Below are 20,585 nucleotides of genomic sequence, written 5' to 3'. Positions count from 1 at the left end.
TAGCGTCGGCCCATGCGCATCTTGCACTTCTGGCCGCTCGACCCGTTTTCACGGCAGGTCCGGCTGGCCCTCGAGGAGAAATCGCTGCGGCACGATCTTCAGCTGGAAGTTCCCTGGGAACGGCCGGACGATCTCCTGTCGCTCAACCCGGCGGGCACGACGCCGGTACTGGTCGACGAATCCGGCGGCGGCCGCCGGGTCGTGGTCGAATGCCGGGCGATCATGGAGTATCTCGAAGAGACCACGCCCAATCCCTGCCTCCTGCCCGGCGGTCCGGCTGAGCGCGCCGAGGCGCGCCGGCTGATGGACTGGTTCGATCGCAAGTATGATGGCGAGGTCAACGCCTATCTCCTTCACGAGAAACTGGAAAAGCGCGCCCAGGGGCTCGGCTCGCCCGATCCCGCCGCGATCCGCGCCGGACGCGAGCACCTGCGCTGGCATCTCGATCACATGGCCTGGCTTCTGGAAACCCGCGACGGCCTGGCCGGGCCGCGCTACACGCTTGCCGACATCGCCGCGGCCGCGCACCTGTCCTGTGCCGACTATCTGGGCGATGTGCCCTGGGACGAGTTCGAACCGGTCAAGCACTGGTATCAGCGCGTCAAGTGCCGTCCCGCCTTCCGCGGCCTGCTGAGCGACAAATTGCCCGGCACCCCGCCTTCAAGGCATTATGCGGACTTGGATTTTTAAGAGCCGCACCATGGATAGCGAAGCGCTGAAAGAGCACGCGCGGGCTGCCGGTTTCACCGGCGCCCGCATCTGCCGCGCCGACGAGGCCTGGGCGGCCGGGGAGCGGCTGGCGGCGTTCGTGGGTGCGGGCATGCATGGCACGATGGCGTGGATGGAGGAGACGCTCGCGCGGCGCCGGCACCCGGTGAACATGTGGCCAGATGCGCGCTCTGCAGTGGTCGTTGCGATGAATTACGGCCCCGGTATCGATCCCTTATCCCTCCTGGAGCGCAAATCCGAGGGCGTGATCTCGGTCTATGCGCAAAATGCCGACTATCACGACCTGATGAAGAAGCGGCTGAAGCGGCTCGCCCGCGCCTTCGCGGAAGCGACGGGCGAGGACGTGAAAGTCTTCGTCGACACCGCGCCGCTGATGGAGAAGCCGCTGGCCGGCAAGGCAGGGATGGGCTGGCAGGGCAAGCACACCAATCTGGTCAGCCGGGACTACGGCTCCTGGCTGTTCCTCGGCGTCATGCTGACCACGGCGGACCTCGTGCCCGATCCGCCCGAGACGGATCATTGCGGCTCCTGCCGGGCCTGTCTGGACATCTGTCCGACCGATGCCTTCCCCGCGCCCTACAGGCTTGATGCCCGGCGCTGCATTTCCTATCTCACCATCGAGCACAAGGGGCCGATCCCGGAGGAGTTCCGTGCCCCCATGGGCAATCGCATCTATGGCTGCGACGACTGCCTGGCGGTGTGCCCGTGGAACAAGTTCGCCGCGGTGGCAAAGGAGGCCGCCTTCCATCCGCGGCCCGAACTGAAGGGGCCGCTCCTGGCCGAACTGGCGGCGCTGGACGATGCCGGTTTCCGGCAGGTCTTCACGGCCTCTCCCGTCAAGCGGATCGGGCGCGACCGCCTTGTGCGCAATGTCATGATCGCGATCGGCAATTCACAGGACCGGGACCTCGTGCCGGTGGCCCTGGCCCGCCTGGACGATGCCTCGCCGCTGGTGCGCGGCATGGCGGTGTGGGCGCTGATGCGGCTCGACCCGCAGGCGGCCCGGCGCGAAGCGGTCCGGCGCCTGGCCGGCGAGGCCGATCCCGGCGTGATCGCGGAGTGGGTGAGGGCTGCATAAAACTCATACGTAGAGTTGAGATGTTGTTAGCGAAATTCCTCTAGCCCTTCAGGCTTGGAACGAGGCCAGCGCGACGGGAGTGCGTTCGATGACAGGTGACGGCACGTCTGCAACCCACGGGGCGCATCGCGAGCGGGATGCGCGGATTTCCGTGCTGGTCTGCGAGCACAGCCAGGTCCAGCTGCGCATTCTCAGCGAGGCGGTGCGCGAGGCCGGCTACGAGGTCCACACGGCGAGTTGCGCAGACGATGCGCTGCAGCTGATGAATCTCATCCCCATCGACATTTTTCTCACCGGCATCGAGGTGGGCACGACCAGCGGCCTGGAGGCCTGCTGGTCGCTGAAATCGCATTCGGAGACCGAGACCGTCTACACCATCGTGGTCACCGCCTCGGGCCAGGAAAAACGGCTGGAGGAATCCCTCGATGCCGGGGCCGACGACTTCATCCGCAAACCGGTGAACATGACCGAGCTGCGCGCCCGCCTGCGCGCCGCCTCGCGCCTGGTGCGCATGCAGAAACAGTTCCGCCGCATGGCCGAGACCGACGCCCTGACCGGCGCCGCCAACCGGCGCGCCTTCATGCACTATCTCGAGGCCCAGCTGGACAAGGCCCGGCGGTCCGACGAACCGGTCTGCGTGGTGATGGTCGACCTCGACCATTTCAAGCGCACCAACGACAATTACGGCCATGCCAAGGGCGATGAGGTGCTGGTCCGGACGGTGCGCACCGTCCAGGCCTGCCTGCGCGAACGCGACATGCTGGGCCGCCTGGGCGGCGAGGAATTCGCCGTCGTCCTGCCCGGCGCCCGCCGCGAGCCGGCCCGCGACGCCGCCGAACGCATCCGCAAGGCGATCGAGGCGCTGGTCATTGCCGACGGGCAGGGCGGACGCATCCCGGTCACCGCCAGCCTGGGCATCGCCGCCACCACGCCCGACCGGCTGGACACGGCCGACAGCCTGCTCCAGTCCGCCGACGAGGCCCTCTACGCTGCCAAGGCCGGCGGCCGCAACCGGGTCGTCTGCGCGGGCACGGGCAACGGCCCGAAATTCGCGGCGGGATAACCGTAAAACGGGCCCGGTTGCTCCCGGCAAGTGCGCCGGCGCTGTGCGGGATCTGCCGATTGGAGCGCATCCGTACAATCCCACATTGCCCGCTGCCGCCGAAACTGGATAGGGTTCAGCCCGTTACCGAGGGGAGCCGGGCATCACATGGGCGACGGTGAGGCGGATGATGGCGTATCGAAGGCGATGATCGACGCCTTCATTGCGCGTTGGCAAAAGTCCGGCGGCGCCGAGCGTTCGAACACCCAGTCCTTCCTGAACGAGCTGTGCGACCTGTTGGAGCTGAAGCATCCCGACCCGGTCGCCGAAGCGAATTATCTCAACGATTATGTCTATGAGCGCTCGGTCACGCGCAATCATGCAGACGGGCACACATCCACCCGTTTCATCGACCTCTACAAGCGCGGCTGCTTCGTGCTGGAGGCCAAGCAGAGTGCCAAGGCGGGCAAGGCCAGGGCTGACGCCGCCCAGAAGGAGCTGCACGGGCTGGAAGCGGGCGACCGGAAGCTGGGCACCGCCAGGCGCGGCACCAATGCCTGGGTCACCGCCATGCGCAAGGCGCGCGAACAGGCCGAGGGCTATGCCAGGGACCTGCCGCCCGAACATGGCTGGCCGCCCTTCCTGATCGTCTGCGATGTCGGCTACTGCTTCGAGATCTATGCCGACTTTTCCGGCCAGGGAAAGAATTACGCCCACTTCCCGGACCGGCGCGGTTTCCGCATCCTGCTGGAGGATCTGCACCGCCAGACCGTGCGCGACCGGCTGCGTGCGATCTGGCAGGCACCGCACGATCTGGACCCGGCGAAACGCTCGGCCGAGGTCACGCGCGATATCGCCGCCCGTCTCGCCGTCATCGCCCGCGATCTGGAAAAGCAGAAACACGACGCCGAGACGGTGGCGATGTTCCTCATGCGCTGCCTCTTCACCATGTTCGCCGAGGATGTGGAACTCCTGAAGAAGGACAGTTTCACCCGCATGCTGGAAGAGCTGCAGGGCATGCCCGACAAGGCGCATCTGGCGCTGGAACAGCTCTGGAGCGACATGAATACCGGTTCCGCGCTGAATGCCTGGATCCGCGAACCGGTGCGCAAGTTCAATGGCGGCCTGTTCCGGCACGCCAAGGCCCTGCCGCTGACGGCGGAGATGATCGCCGAGCTGACCATTGCCGCCCGGCGCGACTGGCGCGATGTGGAACCGGCGATCTTCGGCACGCTGCTGGAACAGGCGCTGGATAAAAAGGAGCGCCACAAGCTGGGCGCCCACTATACGCCGCGCGCCTATGTGGAACGCCTCGTCACGCCCACCATTATCGAGCCCCTGCGCGAGGACTGGCGCGATGTTCAGGTGGAATGCCAGGGTCTCATCGAGGACGGCAAGAACGAGGAGGCGCGCCGCGCCGCCCGCCGCTTCCACGAGCAATTGTGCGGGATCCGCGTGCTCGACCCCGCCTGCGGCACGGGCAATTTCCTCTATGTCGCCATGGAGATGATGAAACGGCTGGAAGGCGATGTGGTGGATTTCATCACCGAGCTGGGCGGCGAGGCGACACTGGAATTCCAGGGCCACACGGTCGATCCACACCAGTTTCTGGGCATCGAGCTCAATCCCCGCGCCGCGGCGATTGCCGAGCTGGTCCTGTGGATCGGCTATATCAAATGGCAATTGAAGACCGGCGGCCAGGACGTGGTGGTCGACCCGGTGCTGCGCGATTTCCACAATATCGAATGCCGCGATGCGGTGCTGGACTATGCCGCGAATACCCTGCGGCGGGACGAAGAGGGCAAGCCCGTCACCCGCTGGGATGGCGAGACGATGAAGCCCCACCCCGTCACCGGCGAGGACGTGCCGGACGAAGGCGCGCGGCGGGAAATCTATGACTATTCGGACCCGAAACCTGCGGACTGGCCCGACGCGGATTTCATCGTGGGGAATCCACCGTTTATTGGCGGCAAGGATTTGCGGGCCGAGCTGGGCGACGGGTATGCCGAAGCCCTGTGGCGTGCCCACAAAGACATGCCGAAATCCGCTGATTTTGTCATGTACTGGTGGAACCAGGCAGCCAGGCGCGTGGCAGCGGGTGCGAAAAAGGGCGGCGGCGGACGGCCGCGCCGGTTCGGCTTCATCACCACCAATTCCATCCGCCAGACCTTAAATCGCCGCGTGATCGAAAAGGCGCTCTCCGGCAAGCCGCCGCTCTCGCTGGTCTATGCCATTCCCGATCACCCCTGGATGAAAAGCGCCGACAAGGCCGCCGTGCGCATTGCCATGACCGTCGCCGCCCCGGGCGAGGAACGTGATGGCGTGCTGGCGGAAGTGGTCGAGGAAAGCGGGCTGAATACGGATCAGCCGGAGGTCAGGCTGGCGGCGAGGACGGGGCTGGTCGGGCCCAACCTCAAAATCGGCGCAGCGATAAGCTCATCAGCGGCGCTCAAGTCCAACGAAGGGCTGGCTGGCCGAGGAGTTGTGCTTCACGGTAGCGGTTTCATCCTCGGGGCGGAATTTGTTGAGGGCTGGCGTGAATCAGAAGATCCAAGTTTGAAAATTGTGCGTCCCTATTTGAATGGTCGCGACCTGAATGCGCGCCGCCGTGGGGTTTTCGTTCTGGACACCTTTGGTCTTGATGAAGATACGCTAAGGACTCGCTACCCATCGGCATATCAACACCTTAAGGATGAGGTCTGGCCCGAAAGGCGCACCAACCGTCGAGAGTATCGGCGGGAAAATTGGTGGCTCTTTGGAGAAAACATTCCTTCTTTCAGAGAGGCGCTCGACGGGATCGATGGTGTGATTGCAACCGCTGAAACATCAAAGCACAGGATGTTTCAAAAGCTTCCAACTGATGCCCTACCAGACAACAAGCTTGTTTGTATCGCAACGTCTTCGGATGGGATTCTCGCGATCGCGTCGAGCTATGTTCATGTACTCTGGTCAAAGCGAGCAGGTTCGTGGTTGGGCGTAGGAAACGACTCTGTATACGCGAAGTCTCGCTGCTTCGACCCCTTCCCCTTCCCCGACCTCACAGACAAGCCCGCCCTCAAAGCCCGCCTCGACGATCTGGGCGAACGGCTCGATGCGCATCGCAAGGCGGTGCTGGACAAGCACGGCTTCCTCACCATGACGAAGCTCTACAATGTGCTCGAACGCGTGCGGGTGCTCGAAGCCGGCAAGGCGGACGAGCCGCCGCTCAGCGAGGCCGAGAAGGATATCTACGAGGCCGGCCTGGTCGGCACGCTGAAATCCATTCACGACGACATCGATGCTGCCGTGTTCGAGGCTTATGGCTGGCCTTCGGATCTGGACGACGAGGCGATCCTGGAACGCCTGGTCGCGCTCAATCTGGAACGGCATGAGGAAGAAAAACGCGGCCATGTGCGCTGGCTGCGGCCCGATTTCCAGATCCCGCGCTTTGCGCCGAAATCGGCCAGGGCCGGGCAGGGCGATCTCGCCCTGGCCGAAGCTGCCGTGGAGACCGGCGAGAAACTGCCCGCCTTCCCGGCCAGGGACCGCAAGGCCCAGGCGCGCATCGTGCGCGAGCTGCTGGAAGCGGCCCAGGGGCCGGTCGCGCCGGATATGCTTGCGCGGCGATTTGCGGGCAAGAACACCCGCGCCAAGATCGCCAGGGTGCAAGAAATGCTGGAGGTCATGGAAGCGCTCGGCCAGGCCGAAACCGACGCCGACGGCCGCTATTTCGTGAGCGGTTAGCGGCGGGCCCGGTGTCCTGCAGCCGGGCATGGATGCGTATCGAAGGACCTATCCCCCTTCCAGCCGGCGGGCCTCGTTGATGCGGCCGCGCAGGACGAGGATGTCTATGCGGTCGGGGGCGCGTTCGCGGGCGGCCTGCATGTCCGCCCAGGCGCCGTCCAGATCGCCGGTCTCCAGCCGGAACACGCCGCGCAGATACCAGCCGGTGGCGAGGCCGGGGACGCGCCGGACGAGGTCTTCGGCATCCCGGCCCAGGGCGGGCCAGTCTTCCAGGTCGCGGTTCAGGCCGGCGCGGCCGGCGCGGGTGAGGATGGCGGAGGGGTCGATCGCGAGGGCGGCGTCGTAATTGGCCAGGGCCCGGCCGGTTTCGCCGATGGCGGCGCGGCTCTCCGCGGCGAGGGTGAGGAAGTCGACGCGTTCCTCGGCCACCATGCCCGGCCGCCGCTCGCCGGCCAGCTCTTCCAGGATCGCCGCGCCCACCGCGTGATCGCCCAGGGCGATGAAGGCCTGGGCCTCGCAGACTTCCGCCGGCCAGCCGCCGCCCTCGATCCGCCAGGTCTGCGCCTCCTGCAGGGCCGCGCCGGGATCCTCGCCGGTCCGGGCGATACAGGCCTGATAGCGCATGCGCTCGGCCTGGCGCGCCTCGCCCTGGGCGAAACCGGACGGGGTGAGACAGGCCAGCGTCAGAAGGACGGACAGAATACGCATGGGCATCACTCGCAGACTCGCAAACACGAAAACGCCGCCACGCTAGGGCCCTCGCGCGGCGGCGTCCATCGTGTGCCGCGTTACAAGGGCGTCAGCCCTTGCGGAAATGCAGGATGCCCCAGTTGAGATAGCCCTTGTCGGCGCCGTCGACCCAGTGTTTCAGCCCGTCGATCATGCCGTTGACATAATCGGCGCCGGACAGCCGGGTGATTTCCTCGCGGCGCTCTATCAGCACCTCGCGCACGCGGTTGTAGTGGGTGCGCAGGTTCATCGGCGTCTCGTCCAGCGCGACGACGTCGAAACCGCGCCTGGTGAATTCGTGCCTGTAGAAGGCCACCGAGCCGAAGGTCTGCAGGTGGATGCGCCTGAGAATGTGGTCCAGCACGCCGTCCGGACAGTCGTCGGCCTGCATCGGGTCGGTGAAGATCAGCTCGCCGCCCGGTTTGAGGACGCGGTCGATCTCCCCGATCACTTTCAGCCGTTCGCCCGAATGCAGGAAGGAATCCTGGGACCAGACGATGTCATAGCTGTCGTCAGGATCGTCCAGATCCTCGAAGGAGCCGTGAACGACGTCGATCTTGCCGTTCATCCCTGCCTTCGCCGTCAGTTCGCGATTGAAGGCGTTCTGCGTCTCCGACAGGTTCAGGCAGGTGACGTGACAGCCGAAACGCCCGGCCAGATAGCGGGCCGAGCCGCCGAAACCGGCGCCCAGATCGATCACCCTCGAGCCCGGCCCGATCGTCTGGAGCTTGTCGGCCATGGTCACAACGGTGCGCCGGCTGGCCCTGGCGATGTCCTCGCCGGGCGAGGCATACATGCCGACATGAATGTCGTCGCCGCCCCAGACCGCCCGGTCGAAGGCGTCGGCCGGCGCGCTGTCATAATAGGATTCCGCCGTAAGGACGGCCTGCGACTTACCGCTCATCTTCGAGTTTCTCCGCGACATGGATGAAGAAGTCGGGATCGTTCTCCTGATAGGTCTCCTGGAAGTCCCCGTACGTCTTGATCTTCTGGAAGCCGACATCGCTCATCAGCTGGCGCATGTAGGCCTTGCGGATGGGGAACATGTTCAGATGGTATTCCGCCCCGTCCGGGAAGGCGTAGCGGAAGCGCGCCAGACCGTCATCGACATGCTCCGGCTCGGCCACGACCTGGTCGCCGCAATAATAATATTTGTGCTTGGTCGAGAAGTCGCCGTCCAGGATGGCGTCGTAGTTGCGCTGATCCATGATCAGGATGCCGTCCCATTTCAGCGCGGCGTAGAATTCCGCCAGCGTGCGGCGGCGGTCCTGTTCGTCGAAGAGATGGGTAAAGGAATTGCCCAGGCAGATGATCGCGTCGAACTTGCCGTGAACGTCCTTGTTCAGCCAGCGCCAGTCGGTGTGCACCGTGTTGAGGACAAGATCGCGGCGGCGGCCGTTCTCGAACGCCTTGGCCAGCATTTCCGCGCTGCCGTCGGCACTGGTGACGTCAAAACCGGCCTTGAGGAGCTGGATCGAGTGGAAGCCGGTGCCGGCGGCCACATCGAGCACCTTGTGCTTGTCGCGGGCCTTGAGGATGTCGATGAAAAAGCGGCCCTCGCTTTCCGCGCGGGCGTCCCAGTCGATCAGATCGTCCCACTTGTCGACGAAGCCTTCGATATATTCCTTCTGATAATGGTCGGTTTCCCGCTTGGCGATCGGGTCCTTGCCAAAATCCTGTACCAAGGTGTCGGTCATTCATGTCAGCGCTGCGAAGCGGACACAGCTCGCCCGTTCGCATTCAGCGTCCCTGTTTGAGCCCTTCCGCCCGCGCACACGCCTGCCGCATGCAGGCACATGCCGGGCGAAATCTTCATCTTGATCGGTTTCGGCGGTTACGGGGGCCGGGTCCTGGCGATCGGTCCCGATCGCATTCCGACCGCACCCGCAGGCACGTTCGTTCTTGTTTATACGCGTGCCCGCCGGTGACCGTTCAGGACCGGGGCCACGCCGCACCCACCGCTCAGGCTAGCCACACCGCAGCCGGTGGCCGTCGGAGGCCTGCCTTGCGCCAAAGGAGGTAACATCCTTCCGGGGGGCGGGCAACAGCGGACGGGGTGCCGGACCTGCCGGTTTGTTTTCGCCGGCGAGGTGTGAAACAAGGAGGCGGTATCCGGCCTTCATGCGGTTCCCGCTGATTTCATGATTGTTCTGCAAGTGATCCCCCAACTCGATGCCGGCGGCGCCGAGCGCACGACGCTGGAAGTCGCCGAGGCGGTCGTGGCGGCGGGCGGACGGGCGCTGGTCGCCAGCCAGGGCGGACGCCTGGAGGGCGAGCTGGCCGCGCTGGGCGGGGAATTGGTGCGCCTGCCGCTGGCCGGCAAGAATCCGCTCACCCTGTGGCGCAATACCGGCCGGCTGGCCGCGCTGATCCGGCGCGAGGGCGTGGATATCGTGCATGCCCGCTCGCGCGCGCCCGCCTGGAGCGCGAAATGGGCCTGCGAGCGCACCGGGGCGCATTTCGTGACGACCTATCACGGAACCTACAGTGCCCGGTCGGGGTTGAAGCGCCGCTACAATGCCGTGATGGCCAGGGGGGAGTGCGTGATCGCGAACTCGCAGTTCATCCGCGATCACGTCGCGGCCGAGCACCCGTTTGCGGAAGCCCGTCTGCGCGTTATTCCGCGCGGTGTGGACCTGCAGCGCTACGATCCGGCGGCGGTCGATGCGGGACGTGTCGCCGGACTGGCCGCGGCCTGGTCGCTCGACCGCACCCGGCGCCTCCTGCTGCTGCCGGCGCGGCTGACGGGCTGGAAGGGCCAGCGCGAGGCGATCCGGGCATTGGGGCAGATCAAGCGTCATGGCGAGATCGAAACGCCGCTTCTCGTGCTCGCCGGCGATGCCCAGGGACGGGCGGCCTATGTCGACGAGCTGAAAGGCCTGATTGCCGCCGGGGCGCTTGACGGCGATGTCCGGATCGTCGGCCATTGCAGCGACATGCCCGCGGCCCTGGCCCTGTGCGATCTGGTCCTGACCCCGTCCAACCAGCCCGAAGCCTTCGGCCGCACTGCCGCCGAGGCCGGGGCGATGGAAAGACCGGTGATCGCCGCCGATCATGGCGGGGCCCGCGAAGTGGTCCTGCACAGCGAGACCGGCTGGCGTGTGCCGCCGGGGGACCCGGCTGCGCTGGCCGCCGCGATCGAGGGCGCGCTGAGCCTGCCGGAGGCGAGTCGCGCGGAGATGGGCAAGCGGGCGCGCACGCATATTGCAAGCGAATTTTCTACCGCGACCCTGCAAGCTTCGACTTTGCGCGTCTATCACGAGGTCTTACACTCGCCGTCATGACCGAACCGCAGCGTGACATCACTTACATCCTGCATTGGGGGGATCTGGCTTCGACCGTGCGCATGCTGGCGGCGGCGAAAGTGCTGCGTGCCGTGCACAAGCGCGACCGGATCATCCTGCTCACCACGCCGGATTTCGAGAGCTTCCTGAAGCATTGTCCCTATTTCAATGCGATCGAGATCGATGCCCTGCCCGACACGCGTCCGCTGGCGGGGCTGCGCGACAAGCGGATCAAGCTCAACAAGCCGAGCCGCGTCTACGATCTGGTGGGCGATGCGGATTCGCGCAAGCTCAAGGGATTGTTCCGCTTTTCCAAATGCAAATGGCATGAGGCCGCGGCCGATCCCCGATCCGGTCAGCACCCGGTCGACGATGTGGCCGGCCGGCTCAACGCGATTCTCGGCACCGGGCCGCAGCACTACCCGCTGGGCGGGGCGCCGGCGCCGGATGCCAGCTGGGTCGATTTCCTGGCCAAGAAATCGCGCATGCTCGATCCGGAATATTTCGGTCTCAACGGTCCCTTCGCCCTGCTGGCACCGGCCGGCGATACGGTGAAGGCGCCGCTGCGCTGGCCGCAGGAAAAATGGGCGGCCCTGGCGCACGAGCTTCTGCAGGCCGGCGTCACGCCGGCCCTGATCGGCGGACCCGACACGCGCGAGGTCGGACGCTATGTCTCGCACAACACGCCGGGCGCGCGCGACCTGACCGGCAAGGCCAAGCTGGCCCAGCTTGCCGGTCTGGCGCGGCATGCCCGCTTCGTCTTCGGCGAGGACACCCCGCTCCTGCATCTCCTGGTCGCCTCCGGCGTGCCGGCCCTGGCGCTCTACGGCAATGTCGTGGATCCGGCCCTGATCGCGCCGCGCGGCGAGGAGCCGGTGGTGTTGATGCATGCGGCCACGCTCGCCCAGGTCTCGCCCCAGGAGGCGATGGCGGCGATGCGGTTCGCCGGCGGTTTCGATCGCGAACCCGCGGCGGCGTGATGTCCCCGGCGGTGCATTCGGGCGATCGTCCGGTTGCATTTCCGTTGCACCGGCGTCTTGAATCGGTGCGTGCATATCCCACTTTGGGGGCGCATTTGCATCGGGACAGTGCGTGGCGCTTGCCAAATGTGATCATTTGACCATAGTGCGCGCCTCCCGTCCGGACCGGCGCCTGAAATGCCCAATTTGGGCTTGATCCGGCGTCGCGGGGGAGGGATTAGTAAGCTTCAGCTCGGGGCCACAAGGGAGACAAGGCCATAGCCCGTAGACCGCACCACGCGCAACCGCCCAAGAAGGAAGGGCCGCGCACCAACCGGGATATCCGCGTTCCGCGGGTCCTCCTGATCGACGAACACGGTGAAAAACAGGGCATTATGCCCCTGGAAGCCGCCCTGGAAGCCGCCGAGGAAGCCGGGCTGGACCTTGTCGAGGTCTCGCCCAATGCCGACCCGCCCGTGTGCAAGATCGTCGATTACGGCAAGCTGAAATACCAGGAACAGAAAAAGAAGGCCGAGGCCAAGAAGAAGCAGAAGACCGTCGAGATCAAGGAGATCAAGATGCGTCCGAACATCGATGTGCACGACTATCAGGTGAAGGCCAAGGCGATGCACCGTTTCTTCGAAGCCGGCGACAAGGTGAAGGTCACGCTGCGTTTCCGCGGCCGCGAGATGGCGCACCAGGACCGCGGCATGGACATTATGAACCGCGTGAAGGAAGACTTCGCCGAGGTGGCCAAGGTCGAATTCGAACCCAAGCTGGAAGGCCGCCTCATGGTCATGGTGATGGCGCCGCGCTGAGCGGTAACATCTTGATATTTCTTTCAGAACGGCGCCCTCTCGGGCGCCGTTTCCGATTCCGGACCAGGCCGCCGCCGCCAAATTGCCGCATGTGTGCCGGATTGCGGGCCGTCGCGTTCAGGCGTTATTCAGGGCCCGGGAATTGAGATGAAATCATCTGAAAAGCGTGCTGAACTGCGCGTAACCGGCAATGGCGATGCCTTGCCGCAGCGATTTCGGGAGATGTCATGATCCGCCCCGTCGGCACCGCCCTCTGCCTCGCCCTTGTGGCGGCGGGCGCCGGCATGACGCAATCGCCGGACGAGACGCCCGGCGCGGGCGAAGCCTATCTCATGGCCGGGTTCACGCCGGACCCCTACCAGGTCGAGCTGACCGGCGGCGGCGCCGTCGAGGCGGCGGCGATGGCCACGGGATGTTCCGGCTTCATCGCGGCGCAACCGGATTTTGTCCTGTCCTACAATGCCGGCACGATGCCGCTGATCTTCACCGTCCAGGCGCGCGCCGACACGACGCTGGCCATATTCGCGCCGGACGGGAACTGGTATTGCGACGATGACAGCGGGCCGGGGCTCAACCCGTCCCTGCGCTTCGAGGCCCCGCAATCGGGCCGCTACGATATCTGGGTCGGAAAACTGACAGGGCCGGGCGATGTGCCCGTGCGCCTGTCCGTGTCCGAACTTCACGGCCAGTAATCTGGCAAACCGGGGGAGACGACCATGAATGCGAAATACATTTTGAGCGGGGCGGTGCTGGCGGCGGGACTTGCCGCTGCAGCTGCCCAGGCGCAGGACGCCGATGCGCCGCCGGCCTATGGCAGCACCCGGCTCTCGGCAGGGTTCACGGAAGATCCGACCTCGGTCGGCGTGCGTGCCGGCGGTGCGATCTATGCCGGCAATGCGGCCGACACCTGCTCCGGCTATATCACCCACCAGCCCTCCTACAATCTCGACTATGCGGCGGGGGATACGTTCGATCTCTACATTTCCGCCGCCTCGGATGCCGATGCGGTGCTGGTGGTCAACGGTCCGGACGGGGCGTGGACGTGCAATGACGACGGCGAGGGGACCGGCCTCAATCCGGGCATCCGGTTCGAAAACCCGCAATCGGGCACCTACAGCATCTGGGTCGGCACATACGGGTCGGGCAGCGGCTATGAACCGGCCATGCTCCACATCTCCGAACTCGGCTTCTTCACCGACAATGTCTACTCGCGCGCGCCGGATGCCGGCCTGCCGCCGACCTCGGGCACGCTGCGGCTGTCCTCGGGCTTTGCCGACGATCCGCGGACGGTCGCGGTGAGCGCCGGCGGCGATGTCGATGCTTCCCGGGGTACGGCCTCGATGTGCTGGGGGCATGTCGACCAGGCGCCCGACCTGTGGGTCGAGTATGATGCCGGCAACGCATTTGACCTCTACGTGTCCATGCAGGCCGATGCGGACACGACGCTCGTGGTCCGCGGGCCGGAGGGCGACTGGCATTGCGACGATGACAGCGCCGGCGATCTCAATCCGGGTGTGCGGATCGACGATCCGGTGTCCGGCCGCTACGCCGTGTGGGCGGGGCGCTATTCCGAAGGCGTAGCCGTGCCGGCGACCGTCTACATCTCCGAACTGGGCTTTCTCGGCGAGGTCAATGAGCTCGATTTCTCGCTGCCTTCCAACTACGGCTCCAGCGCACTCGATGCCGGCTTCTCGCCCGACCCGTTCAATGTGGATCTGACGGCGGGCGGCGATGTCGATGTGAACATGGCGATCGGCCAGAATTGCCGCGGCTTTGCGACAACGGCGCCCGACTACGACATCACCTACGCGGCCGGCGATTTCGACCTCTATGTTTCCGCCACGTCCCAGGGCGACGCGACCCTGGTGGTCAATGCGCCGGACGGCAGCTGGTGGTGCGACGATGACAGTGCCGGCGATCTCAATCCGGGCATCCGTTTCGACAATCCCATGTCCGGCCGTTACGACATCTGGGTCGGTACCTATTCCAGCGGTGCGCCGGAAGAAGCCACGCTGCACATTTCCGAACTGGGTTTCGGCGGCGAATTCACGGCCGGTGCCGAACTCGACTGGACGCTGGCGAGCAATTATGGCGGCGTCAGCCTGGAGGGCGGGTTTTCGCCGGATCCGTATCTCGTCGATCTGGTTGCCGGCGGCCCGCTGGAAGCGGAATCGGCGGCCGATCAGTCCTGCCGCGGTCATGTCACCCAGGCTCCGGACTTCGAACTGACCTTCGAACCGGGCGCGCTGGACCTCTACATCTCGGTCCTCTCCGACAGCGACACCACGCTGGTGATCAACGATCCGTCGGGCAACTGGGTCTGCAATGATGACGGGTCCTCGGGTGTCAATCCGGGCGTCCATTTCGAACAGCCGCAGGCTGGCGTCTACGATATCTGGGTCGGCACCTACTGGTCCGGCGAAGGCGCCGACGCGCAGCTTGCCATCTCCGAACTCGGCTTCCATCAATAGCCGGAGGCGGTCGGGCGCATGGGCGGGGCGGTCCGGAGGGGCCGCCCCGTTTTTCCGTCCGGGCCCCTTGAAATCTGCATGGCGCCACTTTCCATTCCGAGAATGTTATACTATATCGCTAGCGACGGCGCGGATGGATGATCATGCAGTTCCTGAACAAGTTCAAAAACCGGCACGGCACGATGGACGCAACCGGCGTCGGCCTGTCGGCGATCTGTGTCCTGCATTGCCTCTTCCTGCCGGCGACGGCCGCTGCCGCGCCCATGCTGGCGCCTGAGCTGGGCGGCGCGATCGGGCTCAGCCATGACTGGCATCTGGTCCTGCTGGCGCTGGCCGCGCCGGTCTCCCTGATTGGCCTGGGCTGGAGCGTGCGGGCCACCAAGGCCGGCTGGCGCCTGTTCGCCATCGGCCTGTTCGGCCTTGCACTGATGGCGGTCGGGGCGAGCCATATTGTCTCGCCGGCTGTGGAAACCGCGCTGACCCTGGCCGGCGTGACCGTTCTGGCCGGTGCCCACTTCGCCAACTGGCGGATGCGGGCCCGGGCCGGCCATGTCCACGCCCGCGACTGCGGCATCTGCGAGCACGATCACGCCTAGGCTGGCGCTGAACGGCGACTCGCTTTCGCCCTTGCATTTAACGGCATCACGCGTATAAACCCCCGCTTCCAACACCAGCCGCCCGGGCCCTGTTCGACATGCCCGCCGGCTGAACCATCCACCGGGGCGTCCCGCACGCCTCTGAAAAGGAGATGAAAATGTCGAAGATGAAGACGAAGAGCGGCGCGAAAAAGCGCTTCAAGCTCACCGCCACGGGCAAGGTGAAGGCCGGTCAGACCGGCAAGCGCCACGGCATGATCAAGCGGACTCCCAAGCAGATCCGCAACAAGCGCGGCCAGACGACGCTGTCGGCCCAGGACGCGCGGATCGTGAAAAAATACATCCCGAACGGCCTTTAAGGCCGCTGGCACCGAGTTAGGAGCACTTAGACATGTCCCGAGTCACGTCCGGTCCGGCGACCGCCAAACGCCACAAGAAAGTCATCAAGAACGCGAAGGGCTATTACGGCCGCCGCAAGAACACCTTCCGCGCTGCCGTCCAGGCCGTGGAGAAGGCCGGCCAGTACGCCTATCGCGACCGCCGCGCCAAGAAGCGCAATTTCCGTTCGCTGTGGATCCAGCGCATCAATGCCGGTGCGCGCGAGCACGGCATGACCTATTCGGTCTTCATGAACGGCCTCAACAAGGCCGGCATCGAGGTCGACCGCAAGGTCCTCTCCGACATCGCCATCCGTGAACCGGAAGCCTTCAAGGCCCTGGTCGACCAGGCGCGCGAAGCGCTGGGCTGATCCGGCAACGGCATACGTTATGGAAAAGGCCCGTGAGCGCAAAGCTGGCGGGCCTTTTTCTTGTTCCCGCCGTGCCAGCCGCCCAACCCGGTCGACACACGAATCCCGAGCCGCTACATCCACCTCGACCGCGAGGAAGTGAAAAGACATGACCGACACATCCAATCTCGACACGCTTGAAACCGAGGTGAAGGGCCAGATCGAGGACGCGACCGACGAGGCGGCCCTGGACGCTGTGCGCGTCTCGGCACTCGGCAAGAAGGGCTCCGTGTCGTTGATGATGCGCGAACTGGGCAAGATGAGCCCGGAAGAACGCCAGGTGATGGGCCCGGCCCTCAACGGGCTGAAGTCCCGGCTCAATGACGCCATCGAGGCCCGCAAGGCCGAGCTGGAAGCCAGGGCGCTGGATGCGGCGCTGGCGTCCGAGACGGTTGACGTCACCCTGCCGGTACGCCCGGAACCGCAAGGGTCGCTGCATCCGATCACCCAGGTCATGGAAGAGCTCGCCGTGATCTTCGCGGACATGGGATTTGCCGTCGCCGAAGGACCGGACGTGGAGGACGACTTCCACAACTTCACCGCGCTCAACTTCCCGCCCGGCCACCCGGCGCGCGACACCCAGGATACCTTCTTCATGCAGCCCGACGCAGACGGCGAGCGGAAAGTCCTGCGCACGCACACCTCGCCGGTGCAGATCCGCACCATGCTGGAGGGCAAGACCCCGATCCGCATCATCGCGCCGGGCCGCGTCTATCGCTGCGACTGGGACCAGACCCACACGCCGATGTTCCACCAGGTCGAGGGCCTGGTGATCGACCGGGAAACCCATATGGGTCACCTCAAGGGCTGCCTGCTGGACTTCATCGCCGCCTTCTTCGAGACCGACGAGGTGGAGGCCCGTTTCCGCCCGCACCACTTCCCCTTCACCGAGCCCTCGGCGGAGATGGATGTGCGCTACGAGCGGGTCGGCGAGGCGGTGAAGGTGGGCTCGGGCGACAAATGGATGGAGATCCTCGGCTGCGGCATGGTCCATCCGAATGTGATCCGCAATTGCGGCCTCGACCCGGACGAATACCAGGGCTTCGCCTTCGGCATGGGCGTCGACCGTCTCGCCATGCTCAAATACGGCGCCCCGGACCTGCGCGACTTCTTCAATTCCGACGCCCGCTGGCTGGGCCATTACGGGTTCAGCCCGCTCCTGCAGGCGAACCTGGCGACGGGGTTGAGCTGACCCGACCATGTGGCGCTGGCTCTCCCATAACCATCAGACGCTGACCGGTGTCGGCGCGATGCTCGTCGGCATTGCGGCGCTCTTTGTCGCCTGGGATCAGGGCCGGGTCATGCGGGCGCAGCAGCATGGGGCGGTCGTGCCGGTGCTGCAGATCGACGGCTTCATCCAGTCCACCCCCGAGGTGCGCAATCTGGGTCTTCGCATCGTCAATCACGGGGTCGGCCCGGCGATGATCGAGCGCGTCGTCCTGGTGCGCGACGGGGTGGAGCAGACGGATTTTACCAGTCTGATCGAGCTTTTGCCGGAAGGGTTCGACCGTTCCTGGTCCAGTGTCAATGGCCGCGCCCTGGCGCCGGACGGCGAGGTGGAGCCGGTGATCTTCTCCTGGTCGCGCGGCGATCTCGATGACGCGGCGCTGGGCGACCTTCTTGCCGAGTGGAGCCATTGGGGCGTGGTTGCCTGTTATTGCTCGGTCTTCGACCGCTGCTGGCGCGCCGCGTCCGAGAATGAAGACCGCCTGCCGGTGCGCCAGTGTACTCCCGGCGACCGGTTTGATGTGTTCGAGCGTTTCGGCGCCGCCGACCGCCCGGATCCGCAAGACGACACGAACTGAAACGCATGTGACGGCAGGAGCCGACGATGAAATTCCCGCTTTCCTGGCTGAAATACCATCTGGAGACCGACGCCTCGCTCGACGCGATCGCCGAGGCCATGACCATGGCCGGGCTGGAGATCGAGCATATCGATAACCCGCTGGAAAAATTCGCCGATTTCTCCGTCTGCCATGTCATCGAAGCGGTTCCGCATCCCGATGCGGACAAGCTCAAGGTCTGCCGCGTGGCGACGAAGGATGGCGAGAAGCAGATCGTCTGCGGCGCACCCAATGCCCGCACCGGCATGTATGCCGTCTACGCTCCCTTGGGGACATACATCCCCGGCCTCGACTTCGCGCTCGACAGGAAGCCGCGCAAGATCCGCGGCGTGGAAAGCCATGGCATGATGTGTTCGGCCAAGGAGCTGGAACTGGGCGAGGACCATGACGGCATCATCGATCTGCCCGAGCCGTTCGAGGTCGGAACGCCGGCCGTGGTGGCGCTGGGCATGGACGATCCGGTGATCGATTTCGAAGTCACGCCCAACCGGCCCGACTGGCTGGGCGTGCGCGGTATCGCCCGCGATCTCGCCGCCACCGGCATCGGCACGCTGAAGACGCACGATATCGACGACATTCCCGGCCGGTTTCCCTGTCCGGTGGACATCGAACTGGACTGGCCGGAGGCCTGTCCGGTCTATGCCGGCCGGGTGATCCGGGGCGTGAAGAACGGCGAGAGCCCGGACTGGCTGAAAAGGGCGCTGAAGGCGATCGGCCTGCGTCCGATCAATTTCCTTGCCGATATCACCAACATGATCTCCTACGACCGCTGCCGGCCGATGCATGTCTACGATCTGGCCAGACTGTCCGGCCCGGTCCGCGTGCGCCGCGGCCAGGGCGAGGCCGACCGGTTCGAGGCGCTGGACAACCGGGAGTACGTGCCCGGCGAGGACCAGTGCGTCATCGCCGACGACACGCATTGCCTGGGCTTTGGCGGCATTATCGGCGGCACCTTGTCCGGTGTCTCGGAGGAGACGACCGACGTCTTCATCGAAAGTGCCTGGTTCGATCCGGCCATCACGCGGGCCACGGCCAAGGCAACCGGTATCGACAGCGACGCGAAATACCGGTTCGAGCGCGGCGTCGATCCGGCCTCGGTAAGGGCCGGGATCGAGCAGGCGACCGAGCTGGTGCTGAAATTCTGCGGTGGCGAGGCCTCCGAGACCGTGGTCGCCGGCCAGACCCCGGCCGCGCCCGCGGATATCGAATTCCCGCTGACTGAAGTGAAGCGCCTGACGGGTCTGGACCTGCCGCGCGAAGAGATCGTGCGCATCCTGGAAACGCTCGGATTTGCGCCCAAGGGCGAGGGCGATGTAGTCACGGTCGGCGTGCCGACATGGCGCATGGACTGCACCCAGAAGGCCGATCTGGTGGAGGAAGTGGCGCGCATTCACGGTTATGACAAGCTCGCCGCCGTTTCCATGCCGCGTCCGCCGGTACGCCGCGAAGCGCCGGCCACGCCGATGCAGTTGCGGGCCCGCTATGCCCGCCGAGCCCTGGCCGGCCGGGGCTATGCCGAAACCGTGACCTGGTCCTTCTGCGAGAAGAGCCAGGCCGCCCTGTTCGGCGGTCATGGCGAGGGGCTGGAACTGGACAATCCGATCTCGTCCGAGCTCGACGTGATGCGGCCGACGGCGCTGATCCATCTTCTGACCGCCCTGCAGGCCAATGCTGACAGGGGGCAGCAGGATCCGCGCCTGTTCGAGGTCGGGCCGGTCTATCTCACCGATGCGCCGGACGGGCAGCGCCTGGCCGCCACCGGCGTGCGCCGGATCGAGGCCGGGCGCCACTGGACCGGCACGCGCGTGCCCGACGTGTTCGACGCCAAGGCCGATGCGCTGGCCGCCCTGGCCGCCGCCGGGGCGCCGGTGGACAGTCTTCAGGTTGCCGCAGAGGCGCGCGAGTGGTGGCATCCGGGCCGTTCCGGCGTGCTGCGGCTGGGGCCGAAGAATGTCATGGCCGAATTCGGCGAGATCCATCCCGGCATCCTCAAGGCGCTGGATATTGACGGCCGAGTGCTGGCCTTCGAGGCCGTGCTGGACAATATTCCGCTGCCCAGGAAGGCGACGGGCCTGAAGGCCAGGCCGCAGCTGGAGCGGGCCGATCTCACGCCCGTCCGGCGCGACTTTGCCTTCCTGCTCGACAAGTCCGTTCCGGCGGAAACGCTGATCCGGGCGGCCCGGGGAGCCGACAAGGCGCTGATCGCGGACGTGTCGGTATTCGACGTCTATGACGGCAAGGGCGTGCCTGAGGGACAGGTCTCCCTGGCGATCGAGGTGACCCTGCAACCGCGCGGCAGGACGCTGACCGACGAGGAGATCGACGCCGTGGCTTCCGGCATCGTGTCCAAGGTGGAAAAGGCCACCGGCGGAACGCTGCGCGGCTAGGCCGGAATTCGCGTGCCGGGGGAATTTCGGCCGCGTCTCTCAACGCATTGGCGAGAAACGCATATTCATTCCTTGCGGGAGAAAAATTTTTTCGAATCCCGCGTTGCGCGTATGGCGGTGAGGTCCTGCGGCCGCTAG

The 20,585-nt window shown here is 65.6% G+C and carries 18 protein-coding genes; 15 read left to right on the top strand and 3 right to left on the bottom strand.

The genetic code is table 11. The annotated features are described in order from the left end of the window. Positions 1-12: 12 nt before the first annotated feature. The 4 genes from Q1U94_RS09545 (at position 13) to Q1U94_RS09530 (ending at position 6,572) form a co-directional block, all read left to right on the top strand. Positions 13-690: a glutathione S-transferase family protein gene (locus Q1U94_RS09545; RefSeq protein ID WP_300543809.1), complete on the top strand. Its 678-nt coding sequence runs from the start codon at positions 13-15 to the stop codon at positions 688-690. A 10-nt stretch (positions 691-700) separates the two neighbouring features. Further along, positions 701-1,807, top strand: coding sequence for a tRNA epoxyqueuosine(34) reductase QueG (queG, locus tag Q1U94_RS09540; RefSeq protein WP_300543807.1), 1,107 nt, complete (start codon positions 701-703; stop codon positions 1,805-1,807). An 88-nt stretch (positions 1,808-1,895) separates the two neighbouring features. Next, the gene (locus tag Q1U94_RS09535) at positions 1,896-2,870 is read left to right on the top strand and encodes a diguanylate cyclase (protein WP_300543805.1); all 975 of its coding nucleotides are present in this window, start codon (positions 1,896-1,898) and stop codon (positions 2,868-2,870) included. A 147-nt stretch (positions 2,871-3,017) separates the two neighbouring features. Further along, a complete protein-coding gene (locus Q1U94_RS09530; RefSeq protein ID WP_300543803.1) occupies positions 3,018-6,572 on the top strand; it encodes a DNA methyltransferase in 3,555 nt (1,184 codons plus the stop codon). 48 nt (positions 6,573-6,620) lie between these two features. Here Q1U94_RS09530 and Q1U94_RS09525 read toward each other — a convergent pair whose 3' ends face one another. From Q1U94_RS09525 to Q1U94_RS09515, 3 genes are all read right to left on the bottom strand, one after another. Continuing rightward, positions 6,621-7,280, bottom strand: a complete 660-nt coding sequence (locus Q1U94_RS09525; RefSeq protein WP_300543801.1) for a tetratricopeptide repeat protein — start codon at positions 7,278-7,280, stop codon at positions 6,621-6,623. A gap of 91 nt (positions 7,281-7,371) precedes the next feature. Further along, the gene (locus Q1U94_RS09520) at positions 7,372-8,205 is read right to left on the bottom strand and encodes a methyltransferase domain-containing protein (RefSeq protein ID WP_300543799.1); all 834 of its coding nucleotides are present in this window, start codon (positions 8,203-8,205) and stop codon (positions 7,372-7,374) included. Then, positions 8,195-8,998, bottom strand: a complete 804-nt coding sequence (locus tag Q1U94_RS09515; RefSeq protein ID WP_300543797.1) for a class I SAM-dependent methyltransferase — start codon at positions 8,996-8,998, stop codon at positions 8,195-8,197. The genes Q1U94_RS09520 and Q1U94_RS09515 overlap by 11 nt, the downstream gene beginning before the upstream one ends. Before the next feature lie 444 nt (positions 8,999-9,442). Between Q1U94_RS09515 and Q1U94_RS09510 the strand changes: the two genes are divergently transcribed. The 11 genes from Q1U94_RS09510 (at position 9,443) to pheT (ending at position 20,447) form a co-directional block, all read left to right on the top strand. After that, on the top strand, positions 9,443-10,585 hold the full coding sequence (locus Q1U94_RS09510) for a glycosyltransferase family 4 protein (protein WP_300543795.1): 1,143 nt from the start codon (positions 9,443-9,445) through the stop codon (positions 10,583-10,585). Continuing rightward, on the top strand, positions 10,582-11,565 hold the full coding sequence (locus Q1U94_RS09505; RefSeq protein WP_300543793.1) for a glycosyltransferase family 9 protein: 984 nt from the start codon (positions 10,582-10,584) through the stop codon (positions 11,563-11,565). Before Q1U94_RS09510 ends, Q1U94_RS09505 begins: the two co-directional genes overlap by 4 nt. Before the next feature lie 257 nt (positions 11,566-11,822). Then, on the top strand, positions 11,823-12,362 hold the full coding sequence (gene infC, locus Q1U94_RS09500; RefSeq protein ID WP_300544260.1) for a translation initiation factor IF-3: 540 nt from the start codon (positions 11,823-11,825) through the stop codon (positions 12,360-12,362). Positions 12,363-12,589: 227 nt separating this feature from the next. Then, the gene (locus tag Q1U94_RS09495) at positions 12,590-13,054 is read left to right on the top strand and encodes a peptidase S1 (protein ID WP_300543791.1); all 465 of its coding nucleotides are present in this window, start codon (positions 12,590-12,592) and stop codon (positions 13,052-13,054) included. Between the two features lie 24 nt (positions 13,055-13,078). Beyond that, positions 13,079-14,833 (top strand): hypothetical protein, encoded by a 1,755-nt coding sequence (locus Q1U94_RS09490; RefSeq protein ID WP_300543789.1) that lies wholly within the window; start codon positions 13,079-13,081, stop codon positions 14,831-14,833. Between the two features lie 143 nt (positions 14,834-14,976). Continuing rightward, positions 14,977-15,429 (top strand): MerC domain-containing protein, encoded by a 453-nt coding sequence (locus Q1U94_RS09485; protein ID WP_300543786.1) that lies wholly within the window; start codon positions 14,977-14,979, stop codon positions 15,427-15,429. 158 nt (positions 15,430-15,587) lie between these two features. Continuing rightward, positions 15,588-15,788 (top strand): 50S ribosomal protein L35, encoded by a 201-nt coding sequence (rpmI, locus tag Q1U94_RS09480; protein WP_300543784.1) that lies wholly within the window; start codon positions 15,588-15,590, stop codon positions 15,786-15,788. 32 nt (positions 15,789-15,820) lie between these two features. Beyond that, on the top strand, positions 15,821-16,177 hold the full coding sequence (gene rplT, locus Q1U94_RS09475; RefSeq protein ID WP_300543782.1) for a 50S ribosomal protein L20: 357 nt from the start codon (positions 15,821-15,823) through the stop codon (positions 16,175-16,177). Positions 16,178-16,325: 148 nt separating this feature from the next. After that, complete coding sequence (gene pheS, locus Q1U94_RS09470; protein ID WP_300543781.1) at positions 16,326-17,408, top strand: phenylalanine--tRNA ligase subunit alpha; 1,083 nt, start codon at positions 16,326-16,328, stop codon at positions 17,406-17,408. A 7-nt stretch (positions 17,409-17,415) separates the two neighbouring features. Then, the gene (locus Q1U94_RS09465) at positions 17,416-18,021 is read left to right on the top strand and encodes a hypothetical protein (protein ID WP_300543779.1); all 606 of its coding nucleotides are present in this window, start codon (positions 17,416-17,418) and stop codon (positions 18,019-18,021) included. A gap of 26 nt (positions 18,022-18,047) precedes the next feature. Then, positions 18,048-20,447, top strand: coding sequence for a phenylalanine--tRNA ligase subunit beta (gene pheT, locus Q1U94_RS09460; protein WP_300543777.1), 2,400 nt, complete (start codon positions 18,048-18,050; stop codon positions 20,445-20,447). Positions 20,448-20,585 lie beyond the last annotated feature (138 nt).

It is taken from the genome of Maricaulis sp. (assembly GCF_030149515.1).
Lineage (GTDB): Bacteria > Pseudomonadota > Alphaproteobacteria > Caulobacterales > Maricaulaceae > Maricaulis.
Note: the sequence above shows the minus strand (reverse complement) of the source record. Positions and strands in the feature narration are given on the sequence as shown.

Bases quoted from the DNA above. Each gene is read 5' to 3' on its own strand.
- Q1U94_RS09545 (WP_300543809.1), top strand. From the start codon at position 13: ATGCGCATCTTGCACTTCTGGCCGCTCGACCCGTTTTCACGGCAGGTC.
- queG (WP_300543807.1), top strand. From the start codon at position 701: ATGGATAGCGAAGCGCTGAAAGAGCACGCGCGGGCTGCCGGTTTCACC.
- Q1U94_RS09535 (WP_300543805.1), top strand. From the start codon at position 1,896: ATGACAGGTGACGGCACGTCTGCAACCCACGGGGCGCATCGCGAGCGG.
- Q1U94_RS09530 (WP_300543803.1), top strand. From the start codon at position 3,018: ATGGGCGACGGTGAGGCGGATGATGGCGTATCGAAGGCGATGATCGAC.
- Q1U94_RS09525 (WP_300543801.1), bottom strand. From the start codon at position 7,280: ATGCGTATTCTGTCCGTCCTTCTGACGCTGGCCTGTCTCACCCCGTCC.
- Q1U94_RS09520 (WP_300543799.1), bottom strand. From the start codon at position 8,205: ATGAGCGGTAAGTCGCAGGCCGTCCTTACGGCGGAATCCTATTATGAC.
- Q1U94_RS09515 (WP_300543797.1), bottom strand. From the start codon at position 8,998: ATGACCGACACCTTGGTACAGGATTTTGGCAAGGACCCGATCGCCAAG.
- Q1U94_RS09510 (WP_300543795.1), top strand. From the start codon at position 9,443: ATGATTGTTCTGCAAGTGATCCCCCAACTCGATGCCGGCGGCGCCGAG.
- Q1U94_RS09505 (WP_300543793.1), top strand. From the start codon at position 10,582: ATGACCGAACCGCAGCGTGACATCACTTACATCCTGCATTGGGGGGAT.
- Q1U94_RS09495 (WP_300543791.1), top strand. From the start codon at position 12,590: ATGATCCGCCCCGTCGGCACCGCCCTCTGCCTCGCCCTTGTGGCGGCG.
- Q1U94_RS09490 (WP_300543789.1), top strand. From the start codon at position 13,079: ATGAATGCGAAATACATTTTGAGCGGGGCGGTGCTGGCGGCGGGACTT.
- Q1U94_RS09485 (WP_300543786.1), top strand. From the start codon at position 14,977: ATGCAGTTCCTGAACAAGTTCAAAAACCGGCACGGCACGATGGACGCA.
- rpmI (WP_300543784.1), top strand. From the start codon at position 15,588: ATGTCGAAGATGAAGACGAAGAGCGGCGCGAAAAAGCGCTTCAAGCTC.
- rplT (WP_300543782.1), top strand. From the start codon at position 15,821: ATGTCCCGAGTCACGTCCGGTCCGGCGACCGCCAAACGCCACAAGAAA.
- pheS (WP_300543781.1), top strand. From the start codon at position 16,326: ATGACCGACACATCCAATCTCGACACGCTTGAAACCGAGGTGAAGGGC.
- Q1U94_RS09465 (WP_300543779.1), top strand. From the start codon at position 17,416: ATGTGGCGCTGGCTCTCCCATAACCATCAGACGCTGACCGGTGTCGGC.
- pheT (WP_300543777.1), top strand. From the start codon at position 18,048: ATGAAATTCCCGCTTTCCTGGCTGAAATACCATCTGGAGACCGACGCC.